Annotated in this window: 17 protein-coding genes; 10 read left to right on the top strand and 7 right to left on the bottom strand. The window is 68.1% G+C overall.

The window, feature by feature from the left end; translation table 11 throughout:
• Positions 1-189: 189 nt before the first annotated feature.
• From AB0M15_RS08315 to AB0M15_RS08325, 3 genes are read right to left on the bottom strand one after another with little or no spacing between them, the layout of a single operon-like run.
• Positions 190-1,863 carry an alpha-amylase family protein gene (locus AB0M15_RS08315; RefSeq protein WP_363815310.1) on the bottom strand — a complete coding sequence of 558 codons (1,674 nt, stop codon included), beginning with the start codon at positions 1,861-1,863 and terminating at the stop codon, positions 190-192.
• A complete protein-coding gene (locus tag AB0M15_RS08320; RefSeq protein ID WP_363815312.1) occupies positions 1,860-2,828 on the bottom strand; it encodes a TIGR03885 family FMN-dependent LLM class oxidoreductase in 969 nt (322 codons plus the stop codon). Before AB0M15_RS08320 ends, AB0M15_RS08315 begins: the two co-directional genes overlap by 4 nt.
• Before the next feature lie 36 nt (positions 2,829-2,864).
• The gene (locus AB0M15_RS08325; RefSeq protein ID WP_363815314.1) at positions 2,865-3,569 is read right to left on the bottom strand and encodes a GAF and ANTAR domain-containing protein; all 705 of its coding nucleotides are present in this window, start codon (positions 3,567-3,569) and stop codon (positions 2,865-2,867) included.
• A 269-nt stretch (positions 3,570-3,838) separates the two neighbouring features.
• On the opposite strand from AB0M15_RS08325, the gene AB0M15_RS08330 reads away from it, so the two are divergent.
• The 8 genes from AB0M15_RS08330 (at position 3,839) to AB0M15_RS08365 (ending at position 12,991) form a co-directional block, all read left to right on the top strand.
• On the top strand, positions 3,839-4,624 hold the full coding sequence (locus AB0M15_RS08330; RefSeq protein WP_363815316.1) for a serine protease: 786 nt from the start codon (positions 3,839-3,841) through the stop codon (positions 4,622-4,624).
• Between the two features lie 148 nt (positions 4,625-4,772).
• Entirely contained in the window at positions 4,773-6,353 is a 1,581-nt protein-coding gene (locus AB0M15_RS08335) for an FAD-dependent oxidoreductase (protein WP_363815318.1), read from the top strand.
• Positions 6,350-7,003 (top strand): Rid family hydrolase, encoded by a 654-nt coding sequence (locus tag AB0M15_RS08340; RefSeq protein ID WP_363815320.1) that lies wholly within the window; start codon positions 6,350-6,352, stop codon positions 7,001-7,003. The genes AB0M15_RS08335 and AB0M15_RS08340 overlap by 4 nt, the downstream gene beginning before the upstream one ends.
• A 31-nt stretch (positions 7,004-7,034) precedes the next feature.
• Complete coding sequence (locus tag AB0M15_RS08345; RefSeq protein WP_363815322.1) at positions 7,035-7,787, top strand: MerR family transcriptional regulator; 753 nt, start codon at positions 7,035-7,037, stop codon at positions 7,785-7,787.
• Positions 7,784-10,219: a VIT domain-containing protein gene (locus AB0M15_RS08350; protein WP_363815324.1), complete on the top strand. Its 2,436-nt coding sequence runs from the start codon at positions 7,784-7,786 to the stop codon at positions 10,217-10,219. The genes AB0M15_RS08345 and AB0M15_RS08350 overlap by 4 nt, the downstream gene beginning before the upstream one ends.
• Before the next feature lie 39 nt (positions 10,220-10,258).
• Positions 10,259-11,710, top strand: a complete 1,452-nt coding sequence (locus AB0M15_RS08355; protein ID WP_363815326.1) for an amino acid permease — start codon at positions 10,259-10,261, stop codon at positions 11,708-11,710.
• On the top strand, positions 11,707-12,609 hold the full coding sequence (locus AB0M15_RS08360; protein WP_363815328.1) for a universal stress protein: 903 nt from the start codon (positions 11,707-11,709) through the stop codon (positions 12,607-12,609). Before AB0M15_RS08355 ends, AB0M15_RS08360 begins: the two co-directional genes overlap by 4 nt.
• Positions 12,610-12,613: 4 nt before the next feature.
• Positions 12,614-12,991 (top strand): cupin domain-containing protein, encoded by a 378-nt coding sequence (locus AB0M15_RS08365; RefSeq protein WP_363815330.1) that lies wholly within the window; start codon positions 12,614-12,616, stop codon positions 12,989-12,991.
• Here the strand turns inward: AB0M15_RS08365 and aceB are convergent.
• The 3 genes from aceB to AB0M15_RS08380 are packed head-to-tail and all read right to left on the bottom strand — an operon-like array spanning position 12,973 to position 16,011.
• Positions 12,973-14,541 carry a malate synthase A gene (gene aceB / locus AB0M15_RS08370; RefSeq protein ID WP_363815332.1) on the bottom strand — a complete coding sequence of 523 codons (1,569 nt, stop codon included), beginning with the start codon at positions 14,539-14,541 and terminating at the stop codon, positions 12,973-12,975. The genes AB0M15_RS08365 and aceB overlap by 19 nt on opposite strands.
• 13 nt (positions 14,542-14,554) lie before the next feature.
• Positions 14,555-15,418, bottom strand: a complete 864-nt coding sequence (locus AB0M15_RS08375) for an LLM class F420-dependent oxidoreductase (RefSeq protein ID WP_363815334.1) — start codon at positions 15,416-15,418, stop codon at positions 14,555-14,557.
• A complete protein-coding gene (locus AB0M15_RS08380) occupies positions 15,415-16,011 on the bottom strand; it encodes a TetR/AcrR family transcriptional regulator (RefSeq protein ID WP_363815336.1) in 597 nt (198 codons plus the stop codon). Before AB0M15_RS08380 ends, AB0M15_RS08375 begins: the two co-directional genes overlap by 4 nt.
• 103 nt (positions 16,012-16,114) lie before the next feature.
• Between AB0M15_RS08380 and AB0M15_RS08385 the strand changes: the two genes are divergently transcribed.
• Together AB0M15_RS08385 and AB0M15_RS08390 are read left to right on the top strand one after the other, a co-directional pair.
• Entirely contained in the window at positions 16,115-17,164 is a 1,050-nt protein-coding gene (locus AB0M15_RS08385; RefSeq protein ID WP_363815338.1) for a glycosyltransferase, read from the top strand.
• Positions 17,148-18,329, top strand: a complete 1,182-nt coding sequence (locus AB0M15_RS08390) for a hypothetical protein (protein WP_363816573.1) — start codon at positions 17,148-17,150, stop codon at positions 18,327-18,329. Before AB0M15_RS08385 ends, AB0M15_RS08390 begins: the two co-directional genes overlap by 17 nt.
• Here AB0M15_RS08390 and AB0M15_RS08395 read toward each other — a convergent pair.
• The gene (locus AB0M15_RS08395; RefSeq protein WP_363815340.1) at positions 18,326-18,901 is read right to left on the bottom strand and encodes a TIGR03086 family metal-binding protein; all 576 of its coding nucleotides are present in this window, start codon (positions 18,899-18,901) and stop codon (positions 18,326-18,328) included. The genes AB0M15_RS08390 and AB0M15_RS08395 overlap by 4 nt on opposite strands.
• Positions 18,902-19,025: the final 124 nt, after the last annotated feature.

Genomic DNA, 19,025 nt, shown 5'->3' on the forward strand with positions numbered 1-19,025 from the left:
ACGATGCTTCGACGCAGCACAGACAACCCCCAGCAGAGACCTGCATGCGAACAGAGAACCCCCGGCGGCCGATCCACGGCCGCCGGGAATTCTATGCAGGTAATTCGCTGCCGGGACACCTCTGCCCACAATCGGCACCGACCTGCCCAGAACCTCCCAAACTGCTCTTGTTGTCCTGTTGGACAACGCTCAGACGAGGTACCTGTCGCCAGGGCGTAGGACCCGGAGCCAGCAGCAGCCGTAGGCCGCTACTTGGTGGCGGAGGGTGCCGTCGTTCTCGACCTCCGAGATCACCCCGGTGAGGAGGTCGGCGACCCGTACGCCGACGCCGGCCCCGGCGACAGCGAGGGTGAGCTCGGCGGGTTCGGCCGAGAAGTTGTGCAGGGCGATCACCGTGCCGTCCTCGTAGTCCGAGCGATGGGCGACCACCGACGGCGCATCGTGTTCGAGGATCGTGCACTCGCCCCAGGACAGCTCGGGACACTCGCGATAGCGCTGAGCGAGCAGCTTGATCCAGCTCAGCAGCGAGTCCGGGTCCTTGCGTTGGGCAGCCACGTTGACGTGCTCGGGCGACAGGTCACCCTCCACCACCGGGCCGGCCAGGTCGTCGGGGTCGGCCGTGGAGAAGCCGCCGGTCGGGCCGGTCGTCCACTGCATCGGCGTGCGGACGGCGTTCCGCCCTTCCGCGGCCAGATTCTCACCCATGCCGATCTCTTCGCCGTAGAACAGCACCGGCGTACCGGGCAGCGAGAAGAGCAGGCTGTAGACCATCTTGATCCGGGCCTGGTCGTTGCCGAGCATCGGCGGCAGCCGGCGGCGCAGTCCGCGGCCGTAGAGCTGCATGTCCTCGTCCGGCCCGAAGGCGTCGAAGACCTCCTGCCGCTCGTCCTTGGTCAACTTGTCCAGGGTCAGCTCGTCATGATTGCGGACGAACGTCCCCCACTGCGCCTCCTCCGGCGACGCCGGCCGCTCACGCAGCGCCTTGACCAGCTCGGCAGGGTCCTGGCGCGCCAGCGACAGGTACATCTTCTGCATGCCGATGAAGTCGAAGCACATGTTCAGCTCGTCGCCGTCCTCGTCGCCGAAGAAGGTCCGGGTGTCCTTGTACGACAGGTTGACCTCGCCGAGCAGAATGGCCTGGCCGTCGCGCCGGCTCAGGAAAGCTCGCAGGTCACGCAGGTAGTCGTGCGGATCGGCCAGGTTCGCGGCGTCCGTCGCGCCCGCGGTGTCCAGCAGGAACGGCACGGCGTCGACCCGGAATCCGGACAACCCCAGCCGCAGCCAGAACCCGATGATCTTCAGGATCTCCTCGCGCACCGCGGGATTCGCGATGTCGAGATCGGGCTGATGCTTGTAGAACTGGTGCAGGTAGTACTGCCCGGCCTCCTCGTCGTACTCCCAGAGGCTGTCCTCCTGGTCCGGGAACACGATGCCCTCGTGCTGGTTCGCCGGCGGCTCGTCCCGCCAGACATACCAGTCCCGGTACGGCGAAGTGCGCGACGCCCGGGCGCTCTTGAACCACGGGTGCTGGTCCGACGTGTGGTTCACCACGAGGTCGGCGATCACCCGGATCCCCCGGTCCTGGGCCAGCGTGATCAGCTCGACCAGATCTCCGTGCGTGCCGAGTCGCGGGTCGACGCCGTAGAAGTCGGTGATGTCGTACCCGTCGTCGCGGTCAGGCGTCGGGTAGAACGGCATCAGCCACAGGCACGTCACGCCCAGCTCGGCCAGGTGGTCGATCCGCTGCGACAGCCCGCGGATGTCCCCGCGCCCGTCACCGTCGGTGTCGAAGAAGGTCTCGATGTCCAGGCAGTAGACGACGGCGTTCTTCCACCAGACGTCAGCGGTCTCGGTCAGCCTCACGGGCGGGTCACCTCCAGTTGGGGCAGTACTTTCTCGCCGAACACGTCGATGAACTCCGACTGCTCCTGCCCGACGTGATGCAGATAGATCGCGTCGAACCCCAACCCGGCGTACGAGTTGAGCCAGTCCGCGTGCTGCCCCGGATCGGACGAGATCCGCACAGCCTGGTGCATCGCCTCGGGCCGGACATGCTCAGCCGCCTGGTCGAACGCCTCGGCGGTATCGGTGTCCCAGCAGAACGGTGGCGAGAACACGTTGGTCCGCCACTGCTCGTGTGCGATCCGCGTCGCCTCGGCCTCGTCCGGGTGGTAGCTCACGTGCACCTGCAGACAGATCTTCCCGCGACCACCGTTGTCTCTGTACGCCGAGATCATCCGGCGCAACTGGTCGTCTTCCGCGGGAATCGTGATCATTCCGTCGGCCCACTTGGCGCATCTCTCAGCCGTCGCCGTCGACACCGCCGCACCGAGCAAGGCCGGGGGCTCGGCCGGCAGCGTCCAGAGCCGGGCCCGGTCGACCGTGACGAGCCCGTCGTGGCTCACTTCCTCACCCTGCAAGAGTTTCCGCATCACCTCGACGGATTCCTCCAGCCGCTGCTGGCGGACTGCCTTCCGCGGCCAGCCGTCGCCGGTGATGTGCTCGTTGCTCGCCTCGCCGGTGCCGAGCGCAGCCCAGAACCGGCCCGGATACATCGACCCGAGCGTGCCGATCGCCTGCGCGATGATCGCGGGGTGGTAGCGCTGACCTGGCGCGTTGACGACGCCGAAGGACAGCTGGGTGGCCTGGAGCGCGGCGCCGAGCCACGACCACGCGAAGCCGGACTCACCCTGGCGGGTGCTCCAGGGGCTGAAGTGGTCGGAGCACATCGCCGCGGTGAACCCAGCCTGCTCGGCCCGCATCACCGCCGTCAGCAGGTCGGCGGGCGGGACCTGTTCGTGCGAGGCATGGAAGCCGTAGACAGTCATGCCTTCTCGTGCCCATGCAGCGCAGGGCTACACGGTTTACTGCTGGGAGAGCTCGTTCGTCTGCTGGACCAAGGCCTTGGCGATGGCGTTGAGTTTGATGTTGCGGGTCTGGGACAGGCGGGTCAGGAAGGCGAAGGCGCGCTCGGAGTCGAGCTTGTAGCGCTCCATCACGATGCCGACCGCCTGGCCGATCATGTTGCGGGTGGCGAGCGCCTCGGTCAGAGTCTGGTCCTGCCGGGCCCAGCCCATCGCGACGGCGACCTGGCCGGCGAACATGCTGCCGAGCTGGACCGAGTCCTGGTCGATCGCGTTCGGCTCCAGCGCATACAGGTTGAGCGCGCCGCGGACGTGCGGCTCGGCCCGGAACTGGAACGCGACCTGCGAGCCGAACCCGAGCGCCGCCGCCTTCGGTCCGAAGTCGGGCCAGCGCGGATCGTTGGCGAGGTCGTTGACGGCGACCACCGGATCCTCGATGGCCGCGTCCAGGCATGGCCCCTCGCCCAGCTCGTACTGCAGATGGTCGGCCCGGGTGACCAGCGGCCCGGTCGGCGCCAGCGTCTTGATCTGACCGTCCTTGGTGGTGATCGAGATACTGGCCTCGACGATGCCAGGGATGGTGTCGACGGTGCAGCGGGTGATCACCAGCAACGTCTCGTCCAGGTCGGTCGGCCCGGTCATCGCGGCCGCCACCTCGGTCATCGCGTCGGCGATCTCCAGGTGTGGTGCCTTCTCTTCGATCATTCGACAGCTCCTCGCCAGAAGCCGATCTTCCCCCCGGGGAACTCGGCGCTCTCCCCCAGTGTGCGTCATGGAGGTTGTGCAGGGGACGGCCCCGGCGCTGGTTTGCTCAACGTCGGGGCCTGGAGGTTGTGGGACCTCGAGTTCCGGCAACCTCTTGACCGACCTGTGCCCCTACACCGCAGACCTAAGCATCGTCCGGGGCGTGTCGGCTGGGCGACGTACCGATGACCTACCGCGTTCGAGTGAACACGTGCAGTAGGTTCGCTCGCATGTTGAAGCGTGCTGCCGCCATCGCCGGAGTCCTGCTGCTCGCCACGGCCGGCGCCGCGGCTGCTTCGGATGGCCACGACCACGAGCTGATCGTGGGCGGCACACTCGCCAGTACTACGGAAGCGCCGTGGGCGATCGCCCTGACGAACTCCAACTCCGCCGAGGCGACCGGCCGGTACTGCGGCGCCGCCCTGGTCAGCGCGAACAAGATCATCACCGCCGCCCACTGCATGATCCAGCCCGCGTCGACCTACACCGCGATCCAGGGCCGTCCCGACCTGGCGGACACCAGCGTCGGCCGTACCTCCGGAATCAAGTCGATCTGGGTCCATCCGGGTTACAACCACGACCAGAACCGGTACGACTTCGCCGTCCTCACCCTGAGCCGCCCGCTCACCGGCGTACCGGTCCTGCCGCTGGAGACGAATCCGAAGGCCGACCGCAAGGGCGCAGTACCGACGGTCTACGGCTGGGGCGACACGCAGGACACCGGCCCCGCCGACACCCTCGAGAAGCTGGCCGTACCCGACCTGGGCGACGTCGTCTGCCTGGCCAACGAGGAGTACACCGCCAACGGCTACTCCGCCGCCACGAACATCTGCGCCGGCTACCCCGAAGGCGGCCGCGACGCCTGTCAAGGCGACTCCGGCGGCCCACTCGTCCTCAACGGCCGTCTCCTCGGCACCGTCTCCTGGGGCAAGGGCTGCGCCGAACCCGGTTACCCCGGCGTCTACGCGCAGATCTCATCGGCGGCGAAAACCCTCCAGGCGCAGCTCGCCAAGTAACACGGCAGAACCGCCGCGGCCACAGGGTCGTTAATACGAAACATTACTGTCGCGATCGGCGCCAAATTCTCACAGCGCGGATACGGGCGGGAAACACTTTGTCCTTACCTTTCTAGGCAACCCCACCCGCCTAGTGAGGAGTTGACACATGCCCCAGACCCGACGGCAGTTTCTGCAACAGGTCGGCATCACCGGTGGTGCCGGTGTCTTGTACTCGACGATGGGCGCGCTCGGCCTCACCACCGCCGCGGAGACCCCGGCCTTCGCGGCGCCGACGCGCACCGACCTGAACGGACGCGGCAAGAAGCACATCGTCATCCTCGGCGCCGGGATCGCCGGCCTGACCTCGGCATACGAACTCGGCAAGGCCGGCTACAAGGTGACCCTGCTGGAGGCCCGGCAGCGGCCGGGTGGACGGAACTGGACCGTCCGCGGCGGCACCGAGGAGAAGGATCTGCACGGCAACACGCAACGGGCCAAGTTCTCCAAGGGCCAGTACATGAACGCCGGGCCCGGCCGGATCCCGCAGCATCACGTGACGCTGGACTACTGCCGCGAGCTCGGTGTCGCGATCGAGCCGTTCGTGAACCAGAACGCGGACGCCTACCTCTATCGCGAGGGCAGTACCTCCCTTTCGAACAAGGCGATCCGGCATCGGACCGCGAAGGCCGATGTCTACGGGTACGTCTCCGAGTTGCTGGCCAAGGCGACCGACCAGGGTGCGCTCGACAGCCTGCTGACGCCGACCGACAAGGAGGCGCTGATCGGCTTCCTCAGCAGTTTCGGTGCCATCGGCAACAAAGCCGCCGGCTTCGGGTACACGGGGGCCGATGGGAGGCGTGGGTACGAGGTCGAACCCGGCGCCGGATTGGAGGGTGGGCGGACCGCTTCGCCGTACGGGCTGAGTGACGTGCTGGCCAGCGGGGTCGGGAACTACTTCTCGTTCGAGTTCGGCTGGGACCAGGCGATGATGATGTTCCAGCCGGTCGGCGGGATGGACCGGATCCCGTACGCGTTCGAGCGGGCGATCGGCCGGGAGAAGTTCGTGTACGGCGCGAAGGTGCTCGGGTTGCGCAACACGTCGACGGGCGTCTCGGTGATCTACAGCAGCGGCGGCAAGCCCCGCGAGATCAAGGCCGACTATGCGATCTGCGCGCTGCCGCCACACATCGCGGCGACCGTGCAGTCGAACCTGCCGGCCGAGATCATCAGCGCCTTGCAGTACGCGAAGCCGACCAACGCGGGCAAGATCGGGATCGAGTACGGGCGGCGCTGGTGGGAGCTCGACCACCGGATCTACGGCGGGATCACGAACAGCAATCTCGATCTGGTGAACATGTGGTACCCGTCGACGGGCTTCCACGGCGAGCGCGGGACAATGATCGGTTACTACAACACGGGCGCCAACGCTACGGCGTACGGGGCACTCAGTCCGGCCGCGCGACTGGAGCGAGCGATTGCCCAGGGCATCAAAATCCATGGCGACGGCTACGGCAAGGACGTGAAGGCGTCGTTCTCGGTGGACTGGGCGGGGACGGAGTACTCGCGCGGTTCATGGGTCGGCTGGCCGTCGCAGACCGACGGCGTCTACGCGAAGCTGCTCGACCCGACCGGCAACATCTACTTCGCCGGCGACCACCTCACCCACACCATCGCCTGGCAGCACGGCGCGATGGTCTCCGCCCGGGCGACCGTGACCGCCCTGCACAGCAAGGTGATGAGCCGATGAGAAAGCGTCTCGTTGTTGGAGTTGCCGTCGTTGCGTTGTCTTTCACTGCCGGTACTGCGACCGCCGACGGCTGGTGGGATCACCCGAAACCACCGCGGCCCGGCACCGTCGTACCGGCGCTTCCCGCAGGTCAGGCGAATCCGCTGATCGCCACCGGTGTGGGGATCGGCGCCGACACACCGATCTATAAGACGAGCGGGCTGGGGCCGACTGCATTGAACACCGATGCTCCAGCGGGGAGTGAGGCGTCGTACGTCGACACTGTCATCTTCCCGGGTGGCGTCTTGCCCGTGGGTGTCACCATCACCGAAGCCCAGGGGATCAACGCTCTGCGCCGGATCGGCGAGAACCTCAAGGCGGTCGGTCTCTCGTACTCCGACGTCTACACGATGCGCGTCTTCCTGCAGAACCCAGCGGGCGCCCCAGCCGCCGACTTCGCCGGCTGGAACCGGGCATACCGCCAGTACTTCGCCAACACCGACCTCACCACCGGCAAGTTCGTCCCCGTCCCCCTCGGCACCGCCGCCCCTGCCCAGCCCTTCGTCATCAACAAGTCCCGCCCGTCCCGCTTCGCCCTGGAAATCGAGAACCTCCCCGTCGCCGGCTGGCTCGTCGAGGTCGAGGTGGATGCCGCTTATCCCAAACGTTGACACTGTCATATAACAGTGTCATGATCCCTCCATGGAACTGTGGACCCTCGGTGAGCTGGCGGAACGGGTAGAAGCGGCACTGGCCGACTACCCGGGCCAAGCCAACGGCCGGGTCCGCCCAGTCCCCGACCAGCGGACGATCCGCTGGTACACGACAACCGGCCTGGTCGACCGCCCGGCCGAAATGCGCGGCCGCACAGCTCTCTACAACCGCCGCCACCTCCTCCAACTGGTAGCCATCAAACGCCGCCAGTCCCAAGGCCGAACCATCGCCCAAATCCAATCCGAACTAGCCGGCGCCACGACCCAATCCCTCGAACCCATCGCAGCCCTCCCCACCCCACTCCCACCCACTCCACAGAAGACGGAAGCAACACGCCCGGCGCCGCACGCGGCAAGCGATGCGGCAGCCGAGCCGGGCACGGCACCCGGTCCGGGCGCGGCGCCGGCCGAGCCGGACGCGTCTGCGCCAGCAAGCCGGCCCGCCTTGCCGCGAGCCCGCTTCTGGGCCGACCGCTCACCCGAGCCCACCCCCACCGACGTCGCCCCCGGCGACGCTCCTCGGCTTGCTGCTTCGGCTCGCGAGCTTTCCGCGACCTCCGGCGCGATAGCGCCGGGGATTGCGGTGGTTAGTGCTGTGCGGATTGCTGGTGGGGTGACGGTGGTGCTGGATCAGGGTGGGGTTGTGGTGGATGCCGAGCGGCTTGCTGTTGCGGCTGGGCCGTTCGTGGCTGAGTTGCGGCGGCAGGGGCTTCTTTCTCGATCGTCAGGAGACGAGTCATGACTGTTCTGCCTACCCTCCGACCCGACGAGCTGGAGACCGCCCCCGACGCAGGTCTCGGGAGTTTGAGTACTGAGCGGGGGAATCTTCCGCTGGAGAGCATCGACGCGCACACCACCATCACAGGGCTGGTCGCGCGGACCGTGTTGACGCAGGGGTTCCAGAATCCGCATGAGGTCGCGTTGGAGGCGACCTACATTTTCCCGTTGCCGCCGCGGGCCGCAGTGACCGGATTGCGGATGACTGCTGACGGGCGGACCGTCGAGGCCGAGTTGCAGGAGCGCGCTCAGGCGCGGGAGACCTACGACCAAGCACTCGCCGCCGGGCAGCGCGCGTCGATTGCCGAGGAAGAGCGGCCGGACATCTTCACGCTGCGAGTCGGCAACATCGTCCCGGGCGAGCGGGTGTCGGTCGAGCTCACCCTGGTCGGCCCCCTCCCCTACGAGGACGGCGAAGCGACGTACCGGCTCCCGCTCGTCGTAGCCCCGCGCTACATCCCCGGTACGCCGATCAGCGGGCAGTCCGTCGGCGACGGAGTAGTCCCCGACACGGACGCAGTACCGGATGCCTCCCGTATCACCCCGCCGATCCTGCTCCCCGGCTTCCCCAACCCCGTGCGGCTGAGCATCACCGCCGACATCGACGCAGCCGGCCTGCCCCTCAACGGCATCCGCTCCAGCCTGCACGCGATCGCCACCGAGCAAGGCGATCGCCAGACCACCGTCGCCATCAACCCCGGCGAGCGCGTCGACCGTGACTTCATCCTCAGACTCGCGTACGGCGAAACCGAGGCCACCGCCACCGCCTTCACCACTCAACCCGACCAGCTCACCGACGAGGGAACTTTCGAGCTGACCGTCCTGCCGCCGGTCAACGACACAGCTACCCGACCCCGCGATGTCGTCCTGGTCCTGGACCGATCCGGCAGCATGAGCGGCTGGAAAATGGTCGCGGCCCGACGAGCAGCAGCCCGGATCGTCGACACCCTGACAGCGACCGACCGCTTCGCCGTACTGAGCTTCGACACTGTCATCGAGCGCCCCACCGGCCTGCCGGACAACGCATTGGCCGAAGGCACCGACCGCAACCGCTTCCGCGCGGTCGAGCACCTCGCCGGCCTCACTGCCCGCGGCGGCACCGAAATGTTCACCCCGCTCCAAGAAGCCGCCCGGCTCCTCGGCGAAAACAACAGCACCCGCGACCGCGTCCTCGTCCTGGTGACGGATGGACAGGTCGGCAACGAGGACCAGCTCCTCGCCGGACTGGCCACCCCGCTGGCCGGCGTACGGATTCACACCGTCGGCATCGACCAGGCCGTCAACGCCGGCTTCCTCGGTCGCCTGGCCGGGCTCGGCGGCGGCCGCTGCGAACTCGTCGAGAGCGAGAACCGCCTCGACGAAGCGCTCGACCGCATCCACCTCAGGATCGGTACGCCGCTGCTCACCAATCTCACCCTCACCGCCGACGGCCTGACCCTGCTCGACGACACCATCAGCCCGGCCCGGATGCCGAACGCCTTCGCCGGCGTCCCGCTCGTACTCCGCGGTCGCTACCGCGGCACCCCCGAGAACGCGACAGCTCACCTCCACGGCCTGACCCCCGCAGGCGAGCCGTGGCAGGTGACCATCCCAGCAGTCCAGACCGAAGGCGCCGCAGCCGCCGTCTGGGCCCGTGGACACCTGCGCGACCTCGAAGACCAGTACGTCACCGCAAGCGACACCTTCGGCGGCGCTTCGGTCGACCTCGAAAAACTGGAACACCAGATCGTCGCCGTCTCCCTGAAGCACCACGTCCTCTGCCGCTTCACCGCCCTCGTCGCCGTCGACTCCCGCGTCGTCGCCGAAGGCCGCCCCAAGCACCGCGTCACCCAGCCCGTAGAACTCCCCGCCGGCTGGGACTCCCGCCAACTCGCCATGCCCGCCGCACCGTCCATGGGATTCGCCGCAGCAGCCCCCCAAGCGTTGAACGCAATGGGCGCAGCCCCCGGAGGCGCAGCACCCGCAGGTGCTGGAGGCGCTCCGCTCTCGGCTCGCCGCGCCCGGAGCTTCGGCGACGGACCCGGCATCTTCTCCCGCGGCGCGAAACGCGCAGCACCAAGCCTCGTCACCGAGCATTCCGCGACGGAGCCAATCGCCGAGGCCCGTGCTCAGGCCGCCGCCGAAGCACAACTCCTCCGCTCGGCCGGTACACCGACCGCCGCGCAACGCCGCATCATCCTGTCCGACCTGGCTACCCGCCTGGAAGCCATACTCCGCAACATCCAGTTCCCCAAGCTCCAGGCCCTCATCACCACCCTGAAGTCCCTCGACACCACCCCAGTGGACGACGCCCGGCTCGACGCGCTCTGGGCAGAAACCCTGCAAGCCCTCGACGAGTTCGCCGGCACCACCGCCCCCGCGAAGGCACCGACCAGGGACTTCTGGAAACGCAGTTAACCTGTCACGCTGGCCCGACCGATCCGGTCGGAGGCCACCATGAGCAGAGCCACTCGTCCGCCGTCACCGTCACACCCGCTGCTGCGCAAGAAGAGCATCGACGACATGCTCGCCGCGAGCCGGGGTGAGCACGGGTCGGAGCATCTCGAGCGATCGATGACGACGTTCCAGCTGATGATGTTCGGCGTCGGCGCCACCATCGGTACCGGGATCTTCTTCGTGCTCGCGGTGACGGTGCCCAAGGCCGGTCCGGCCGTGATGATCACCTTCCTGCTGGTCGGTGGCATCGCGGCGATGACCGCGCTCTGCTACGCCGAGGTCGCCTCGACGATCCCGGTCTCGGGTTCGGCGTACTCGTACTCGTTCGCCTCGCTGGGTGAGCTGCCCGCGTACATCGTCGGCTGGTGCCTGATCCTCGAGTACGGCGTGGCCGGCGCCGCCACCTCGGTCGGCTGGGCGGAGTACTTCAACGCCTTGCTGGACGACGTTTTCGGCTTCCGGATCCCCGAATCGCTGAGCTCGGGGCTGCTGGCCGAAGGTCCCGGCATCATCAACCTGCCCGCCGTCGTCCTGGTCGGCCTGTGCTGCCTGTTGCTGTTGCGCGGCGCGAAGGAGTCGGCCCGGGCCAACGCGATCATGGTCGTCATCAAGCTGGCGGTGCTGGCGCTGTTCGTCGTCCTCGCGCTGACCGGATTCAAGTCCGGCAACCTGAAACCGTTCGCGCCCGAGGGGATCAACGGGATCTCCGCCGCCATCCCCGCGATCTTCTTCACCTTCCTCGGCATCGACGCCGTCTCCACCGCGGGCGAGGAGGTCAAGAACCCCGGCCGGACCATCCCGCGGGCGGTCTTCGGCGCGGTCGCGATCGTCACGGTCTTCTACCTGCTGGTCGCGTTCGCCGCCGTCAGCGCTCAGCCGAGCGCGAAGTTCGAGGGTCAGGACGCCGGCCTGGAAGCAATCCTCAACGACGTCACCGGCGTCGCGTTGCCCGGCATCATCATCGCCGCGGGCGCGGTGATCTCGATCTTCTCGGTCACCCTGATCACGGTCTACGGCCAGACCCGGATCCTGTTCGCGATGGGTCGCGACGGGATGCTGCCGCCGCTGTTCAAGGAGGTGAACAGCAACACCCTCTCGCCGAACAAGAACGTGCTCGTCACCAGCACCTTCATCGCGATACTGGCGGCGGTGGTACCGATCGACAAGCTGTTCGACCTGGTCAGCATCGGCACACTGGCCGCGTTCATGGTCGTCTCGGCAACCGTGATCGTCCTGCGTCGGACCCGGCCCGACCTGAAACGCGGCTTCCGGGTGCCGTTCGGCCCGGTGATCCCGATCCTGTCGATCATCTCCTGCGCGTACGCCGCGAGCACGATCGCCGCCGTCACCTGGATCTCGGTCGGGTTGTGGCTGATCCTGGCGCTGGCCGTCTACTTCCTCTACAGCCACAAGCATTCCGTCCTCCACGACACCGAGGCAGGTGAACTGTGAAGGCCGTAGTCGCCTACCGCGGCGGCGACGACACCCCCGAGGCCCTGGAGCTCGCCGCGACAGTACGCCGTACTACGGGAGCCGAACTGCTAGTCGTCGCCGTCCTACCGCCCGGTTCCGACCCCGGCACGGAACGGGTCGACCTCGAATACCGCCAGTGGCTCGACTCCGTCGCCGACCAGGCGCACCGCAACGCGGTCGAGGCGTTGTCACCCGGCTACCCGGACGGGCTGGAGTTCCGCCGGGTCGCCTCGAACTCCGTCGCCGACGGGCTGGTCCGCGTAGCCGAGGAGTCCGGCGCCGACCTGCTCGTCCTCGGCTCCGCACGAGCGGCGACCGAAGGCTCGCTCCTCGTCGGCAGCGTCAGCTCGCGACTGCTGCACTCGTCGCCGGTACCGATCCTGCTCGCTCCCCAGGGCTACGGCGGCGACCCCCTTGCCACCTTCGGCTCCTTGACCTGCGCGTACGCCGGTACCGACCGTTCCCGCGAAGCGCTCGCCGCGGCCTGCGCCCTGGTCAAGCGCTACGACGGCCATCTCCGGGTCGCCACCTTCGTCCCACGTGCCAACACGATGTACCCGCCCGAGGTCGGCCTCGACGCGGAGGACATGGTCGCCGCCCAATGGGCCGAGCAAGCAGTCGAACTCCACGAGGACGCCCTCGAGTTCTGCAAGAACCACGGCGTCACCGACGTCGAGACGGTAGTAGCGCGCGGCCGAGGCTGGGCCGGCGCCCTCACTGCCATCTCCTGGTCCCCCGACGACGTCCTGGTCCTGGGATCCAGCCGGCTCGGCCAGCTGGCCCGAGTCTTCCTCGGCTCGACTGCCACCAAGATCCTCCGCCACACGCCCGTACCGGCCCTCGTAGTACCGGCCGGCACCTACACCTGGTCAGACTGATCCCATGAGCGAGCCAGTGCGTGTGATCCGGGAAGTCGAGCTGGTGGCCAGCGACCCGACGAGCGGGATGCTCCGCAAGAAGGCGTTCGAACTGCCGATCTTGTGGGCCGGCCGGGTCGAGACCCAGCCCGGCGCCGTCTCCGGCTGGCATCACCACGACCGCAACGAGACCAGCCTGTACGTCGTATCGGGGATCCTCCGGCTGGAGTTCGACGGCGGGGAGGGCTATCTGGACGCGGAGGCCGGGGACTTCATCTACGTGCCGGCGTTCACCATCCACCGCGAGAGCAATCCCACCGACGAGGTGTCCGTCGCTGTGATCGCCCGCGCGGGTGGCGGCATTCCGACCGTGAACGTCGAGGACTACTTGAAGCGCTCGTAGGCGGGCAGCGTCAGGAAGTCGATGTACTCGTCGTCCAGGGCGACGGCGAGGAAGGTCTCGCGGGCAGTGGCATAGCGCGAGGGGTCGTCCAGTTTGGCGATTTCTTCGTCGGCTAGTTGGGTGACGAGGTCGGTGGTGACGGTCGCGCCGGTGTCGAGGACGACGTCGTTCTTGCGCCACTGCCAGATCTGGGAGCGGGAGATCTCGGCGGTGGCGGCGTCCTCCATCAGGTTGAAGATGCCGACCGCGCCGGTGCCTTCGAGCCAGGCGGCGAGGTACTGGATCGCCACGCTGATGTTGTTTCGCAGGCCGGCCTCGGTCACCTCGCCCGGCGTTGCCGCTACATCGAGGAGTTGTTCGGCCGTGACGTGCACGTCTGAGCGCAGTACGTCGAGCTGGTTCGGCCGGTCACCAAGCACCGAACTGAAAACCGCCTTGCACGTCTCGACCATGCCCGGGTGCGCGACCCACGACCCGTCGAAGCCGTCGCCGGCCTCCCGCGTCTTGTCCGCCTCGACCTTCGCGAACGCCTGCTCGTTGACCGCCGGGTCCTTGCTCGGGATGAACGCCGCCATCCCGCCGATCGCGTGCGCGCCGCGCTTGTGGCAGGTACTGACGAGCAACTCCGTGTACGCCCGCATGAACGGCACCGTCATCGTCACCGAGTTGCGGTCCGGCAGCTGGAAGTCCGCGCCCCGGGTCCGGTACGTCTTGATCACCGAGAACATGAAGTCCCAGCGCCCCGCGTTCAGCCCGGCCGAGTGCTCGCGCAGCTCGTACAGGATCTCCTCCATCTCGAAGGCCGCCGGGTACGTCTCGATCAGGACGGTCGCCCGGATCGTGCCGCGCGGCAGCCCGAGGAAGTCCTGGGCCAGGACGAACGCGTCGTTCCACAGCCGTGCCTCGAGGTGCGACTCCATCTTCGGCAGGTAGTAGTACGGCCCGGCGCCGCGGTCGAGCTGCAGTTGTCCACAGGCCACGAGGTAGAGCGCGAAGTCGACCAAAGACCCAGAGGTCCGCTCGCCGTCGACCAGGAGATGCTTCTCCGGCAGATGCCAGCCGCGTGGCCGGACCACGATCGTCGCCAGCTCCTCGTCGGGCTTCAGCGCATAGGACTTGCCCGCCTCGGACGTGAAGTCGATCTTCCGCGTCACCGCGTCGAGCAGGTTGAGCTGCCCGCCGACCACGTTCTCCCAGGTCGGGGTGTTCGCGTCCTCCTGGTCGGCCAGCCAGACCTTCGCACCCGAGTTCAGCGCGTTGATCGTCATCTTCCGGTCGGTCGGCCCGGTGATCTCCACCCGCCGGTCCACCAGCCCGGGAGCCGCGTCGGCCACCCGCCATGAGGGGTCCTCGCGGACAGCCTTCGTCTCGTCCAGGAACCCGAGCGATCCACCGGCCGCGATCTCCTCCTGCCGTGCCTGCCGCCGCTCCAGCAACTCCAGCCGGCGCGGGTTCAGCTCCCGGTGCAGGAGCCCGATCAGCTCCAGCGCCCGCTCGCTCAAGATCTCGTCGTACCGCTCACCCATCGGCCCGGTGACGTCCACAGACACAGCGGATCTCCCATCAGCCCCGCAACAGCGGCAGGACGTCTCGTAGTACGGCGGCATGCTCCTCGGGTTTCCCGAGACCCATGTTCATCGTATTCACCCCGAGATGCGTCGCCCCCAGCTCCCGCCATCCCTCGACGAAATCGGGCCACTCCTTCTCCGGTACCTGCCCCAGCGACAGTCTCGCCTCGAACCCGATCTCCGCTGGATCGCGGCCCGCCTCGACCGCGGCTGACCTGACCAGCTCGACCTGTCGGCGCGCCTCGGCGGTCGGCGGGCTCTGCGGCATCCAACCGTCACCGATCCGGCCGGTACGGCGTAGTACGGCGTCCGCCCCACCGCCGAACCAGACCGGGATCCGCCGGCGCGGCGGCAGCGGGTTGAGCCCTGCCTCGACCACCTTCTCGTGCCGGCCCTCAGCCGAGATGACCGGCTCGGCCCAGAGCTTGCGCAGCAACTCGACCTGCTCGGTCAACCGGGCGCCACGCTGCTCGAAGGGCACTCCGAGCGCCTCGTACTCGACCGCGTTCCACCCGATGCCCACGCCCAGCCGCAGCCGCCCGCCACTCAGCACGTCGACCTCGGCCGCCTGCTTCGCGGCCAGCGCGGTCTGCCGTTGCGGCAGGACCAGTACGCCGGTGACGAGCTCCAGCGTCGTCGTGATGGCCGCCATGTACCCGAAGAGCACGAAGACCTCGTGGAACAGCGACTTGTCCGTGTACCCCGTCCAGCCCGGTCGATTGGCCGGGTCGGCCCCGAGCACGTGGTCGTAGGCGAGCGCATGCGTGTAGCCGGCCGTCTCGACGGTCTCGGTCCAGTCCCGGACGACGCCCGGATCGGCGCCGATCTCCAGCTGCGGAAAGATGGCACCGATTCTCACGAAGCAACTCCTTCGAGCAAATCAACCAAGCCCTGAACAGCCAGTTCGAACGGCTCGTCCGACCCGTCCGCCCGGGCCAACACGTACCCGCCCTGCAACACCGCCGCGATCGTGGCGGCGGTCCGGTCCGGATCCAGGCCGGGCGGATACTCACCCGATTCCTTGCCCTCAGCAACTATCTCGGCCAGCCGGGCGCGGAGCCAGGTGAAGGTCTCGGCGACCGGCGCACGCAGTACCGGGTCGGCGATCACGTCCGGGTCCGCGGTCAGGCGGCCCATCCTGCAGCCCTTGAGGACCTCACGGTCCCGTTGCAAATACCCAGCAATCCGCGCAGTCGCCGTCCCGGCGGTCGCCGTGCCACTCCCTGGACCCGTGGCGGCCCCGGAGAACTGCTCATCTGCGGCGGCGCGCAGTTCTGCGCCGGACCGCTCGATGGCCGCTTTGGCGAGCTCCGCCTTGCCGCTGAAGTGGTGGTACATGCTGCCCTGACCTGCCTCGGCGGCGAGCTGGATCGCCTTCGGGCTGGTACCGACATAGCCCCGTTCCCAGAGCAATTCCTGGGTACTGCGGATCAACCGTTCCACTGTCTCCACGCCGCCACTGTACCCACGCGTAGGTACAGGCGCTGTTACCAGCAAGTTTCACGACACAGCCGACCTCACGTGTGGTGCCCATGTACAGATATTGTCTGGCGGCATGGGCACCAGGGTCGCGATCGCCGTCATCACCTTTCGGCGACCCGCCCTGCTGGAAGCGCTGCTCGACAGCCTGCTCGCCCAGGAGCTTCCGGAGGAGGAGGACTACACCGTCCGGATCATCGTCGTCGACAACGACGACGAGGGCAGCGCGACCGAGGTGATCGAGCGCGCGGCCAAGGACTCCCGCTACCCGCTCGAGGCAGCGATGGAACCGGAGCCCGGAATCCCGTTCGCCCGGGAGAAGTCGGTACTGCTCGCCTGGGACGACGACGCGCTGATCTTCGTCGACGACGACGAGGTCGCGCCGCCCGGTTGGCTGAGCACCCTGCTCCGTGCCTGGCGCTCGACCGGCGCCGACGTGGTCACCGGGCCGGTCCGGGGCATCCTGCCGCCCGGCGCCCCCGCCTGGAACCGACACAGCGACGTCCACGACTCCACCGGCCGGCACGAGACCGGCGATCCGCGGAACAAGGCGTACACGAACAACACCCTGGTCGCCCAGCACGTCTACCACTCGGTGACGCCCAGCTTCCATCCTGCCTTCCGCTACACCGGCTCCAGCGACCTGCACTTCTTCCTCCGCGTGCACCGGGCCGGCTACCGGATCGTCTGGTGCGAGGAAGCCCAGATCCACGAACACGTGCCACCGTCCCGGACGACCCTGTCCTGGCTGGTCCGCCGCGCCTTCCGCTCCGGCAGCGGCGACACGATCAGCCGGCTGCTGATCCGGCCGGGCGTGCGCGGCTACGTCCTGGTACTGGCCTATTCTTTGGCCCGGATCGTGTCGGCCCTGGGGTTCGGCCTCGGCGGTCTGGTGCTCTTCCGGAAGGCCTACCTGCTGAAGGCTGTCCGCCGGTTCTTCTCGGGCATCGGGAGCCTCGCGGGGATAGTAGGGATCAACCATGACGAGTACCGGGAGCGGCACCATCCTGACGGTGACGACGGTCTGCCAGGCGATCTGGAAGGCGGAGCGGGAGCTGGATCTGCTGAGCTGGCAGATCGACGGCGTTCGGCCGTGGCCGATCATCCGGATGCGCATCTTCCATGAGCTGACCCGACGCAGCGGCCTGCACGGCGACCCCCACCCCGTACGCCGGACCCGCGCCGACCAGGTCCGCCTCGTCGGCAAGCACGTCGCCGGCACCGTCACCCGCAACCCGTTCCTGGCCCGCGGCTCGTACGACGCTCTAGTGGTCCCTCATCCGCGCAAACCCGGCGGCATCGAGATCTACACCGACTCGTTGCGCTCAACGCTGGGCAGCTCGGCGCTGGTGCTGGACTCGGGCATCAACGGGACGCCGCTGCCGGGGAGCGTCAACCTCGACTTCTTCACCTCGGCGGCGGGCGCTGTTCGCAGTCGGCTCGTGCATGCCCGCTGCGCTGAGATCGCGGCCGCGCTGGAGAGCGAGACGGGCGTCAAGGTGCCGGTCGCCGCTCTGGTCGCTCGCGAGGTGCCGAAACACGCTCGGCTGCGGGCGATCTATCGCACGCTGCTCAAGCGCCGCCGGATCAAGACCGTGTACGTCGTGGTCGCGTACTTCCACCAGCACATCGTCGGGGCCGCTCGCGACCTCGGCATCCGGGTCGTGGAACTGCAGCACGGCGCCATCAGCCCGTACCACCTCGGCTACAGCTATCCCGGCCGTCCCGACGTGGCCGACCAGCCCGACGAGCTGTGGTGCTTCGGCTCCTACTGGACCGACGTGGCCGAGCTGCCCGCGGGGATGAAGGCCGAGGTAGCCGGCGCCTCCTTCATCTCCCCACTGTCGCCGGGTGAGTTGGCGGCCAAGGACCCGCGCCTGGTCGTCTTCCTCTCGCAGGGCACGACTGGCCCGGCGCTGCTCTCCTATGCGGCGGCGCTGGCCGCAGCCCGGCCGGACCTCGACGTGGCCTTCCACCTGCACCCGAGCGAGCGCAGTACGGACTATGTCCTTCCTGAGGGCGTCCGGCTGTCTGCGGGCAACACGCTGTCCGTACTGGCCGCCGCGACCTATCAGGTGGGCGTGTCCACCACTGCTCTCTTCGAGGGCATGGTGCTCGGCTGCCGGACCGCGGTCGCCAACCTGCCCGGCCACGAGTACCTGGACCCAACCATCGCTCGAGGTGACTCAGTCCTCATCCCTTCGCCAGACGCCTTGGCCTCCGCCCTGGACAGCTTGCCCAGCGCATCGAGCCCCAGCAGCTACTACGCTCCAGCGCGCCCGCTGCTCTAGGGCTGCCGGCCGATGTAGCCGAGCAGCCTGTCCTGCAGGGGCGCACTCTCGGGTACGGAGACCTCTGGGCCGAAGACCTCGATACCGGGTCCGAAGGCGCCCGGAGTCCGGTACTGCTCGATCACCTCGGGCGGAATCGCGGAGTTGCTCGCCCACAACCGCTCCACGTCGACCGGGTCCATCGTCTCGTCCTGCCCGGTCGCGCGGGCCAGATCCCACCCGTGCAGGACCAGGTCGTCGCTCACCACCCGATCGATCTGGTCCGCTGCCGTCATCCGCCCGGCCGGCGTCTCGCAGTCCTGGGCGGCCAACTCCGGATCGTCCAGTACCGCCTCCACTGCCGTCCGCGCCGCCCGAAACGCGGCCAGCGGATCATCCTGCACCGAGGTCTCGAGTACCCGCCCAGCGGGCCTCAGCATGACGCCGTGCATCACCACGACGTGCTCGACGACGTCGCGTGCCGACCATTTCTCGCACGGCGACTGGTTCTCCCACTGCTCCGGCCGCACGCCCGCGACCTTCTGCTCGAACGCGTCCGCCCGGCGGCGGTACCGCTCCGCGATCTGGTCCATCACGCGCCTCCATCGCTCGCCGAAAGAAAATCCTCCACCCGGCCAACCTTTCGGGCAATAGCGCCGTCTCAGTGGGTGCAGGACCGAGGGGGTGCTGCCGACACAGACACAAAGGGGTTTGGGG

Origin of the sequence: Kribbella sp. NPDC051718 (assembly GCF_040681515.1) — a bacterium.
Classification (GTDB): domain Bacteria; phylum Actinomycetota; class Actinomycetes; order Propionibacteriales; family Kribbellaceae; genus Kribbella.

Excerpts from the sequence above, each read along its gene's own strand:
- AB0M15_RS08320 (WP_363815312.1), bottom strand. The coding sequence starts at position 2,828 with ATGACTGTCTACGGCTTCCATGCCTCGCACGAACAGGTCCCGCCCGCC.
- AB0M15_RS08325 (WP_363815314.1), bottom strand. The coding sequence starts at position 3,569 with ATGATCGAAGAGAAGGCACCACACCTGGAGATCGCCGACGCGATGACC.
- AB0M15_RS08330 (WP_363815316.1), top strand. The coding sequence starts at position 3,839 with ATGTTGAAGCGTGCTGCCGCCATCGCCGGAGTCCTGCTGCTCGCCACG.
- AB0M15_RS08335 (WP_363815318.1), top strand. The coding sequence starts at position 4,773 with ATGCCCCAGACCCGACGGCAGTTTCTGCAACAGGTCGGCATCACCGGT.
- AB0M15_RS08340 (WP_363815320.1), top strand. The coding sequence starts at position 6,350 with ATGAGAAAGCGTCTCGTTGTTGGAGTTGCCGTCGTTGCGTTGTCTTTC.
- AB0M15_RS08345 (WP_363815322.1), top strand. The coding sequence starts at position 7,035 with ATGGAACTGTGGACCCTCGGTGAGCTGGCGGAACGGGTAGAAGCGGCA.
- AB0M15_RS08350 (WP_363815324.1), top strand. The coding sequence starts at position 7,784 with ATGACTGTTCTGCCTACCCTCCGACCCGACGAGCTGGAGACCGCCCCC.
- AB0M15_RS08355 (WP_363815326.1), top strand. The coding sequence starts at position 10,259 with ATGAGCAGAGCCACTCGTCCGCCGTCACCGTCACACCCGCTGCTGCGC.
- AB0M15_RS08365 (WP_363815330.1), top strand. The coding sequence starts at position 12,614 with ATGAGCGAGCCAGTGCGTGTGATCCGGGAAGTCGAGCTGGTGGCCAGC.
- AB0M15_RS08385 (WP_363815338.1), top strand. The coding sequence starts at position 16,115 with ATGGGCACCAGGGTCGCGATCGCCGTCATCACCTTTCGGCGACCCGCC.
- AB0M15_RS08390 (WP_363816573.1), top strand. The coding sequence starts at position 17,148 with ATGCGCATCTTCCATGAGCTGACCCGACGCAGCGGCCTGCACGGCGAC.
- AB0M15_RS08395 (WP_363815340.1), bottom strand. The coding sequence starts at position 18,901 with ATGGACCAGATCGCGGAGCGGTACCGCCGCCGGGCGGACGCGTTCGAG.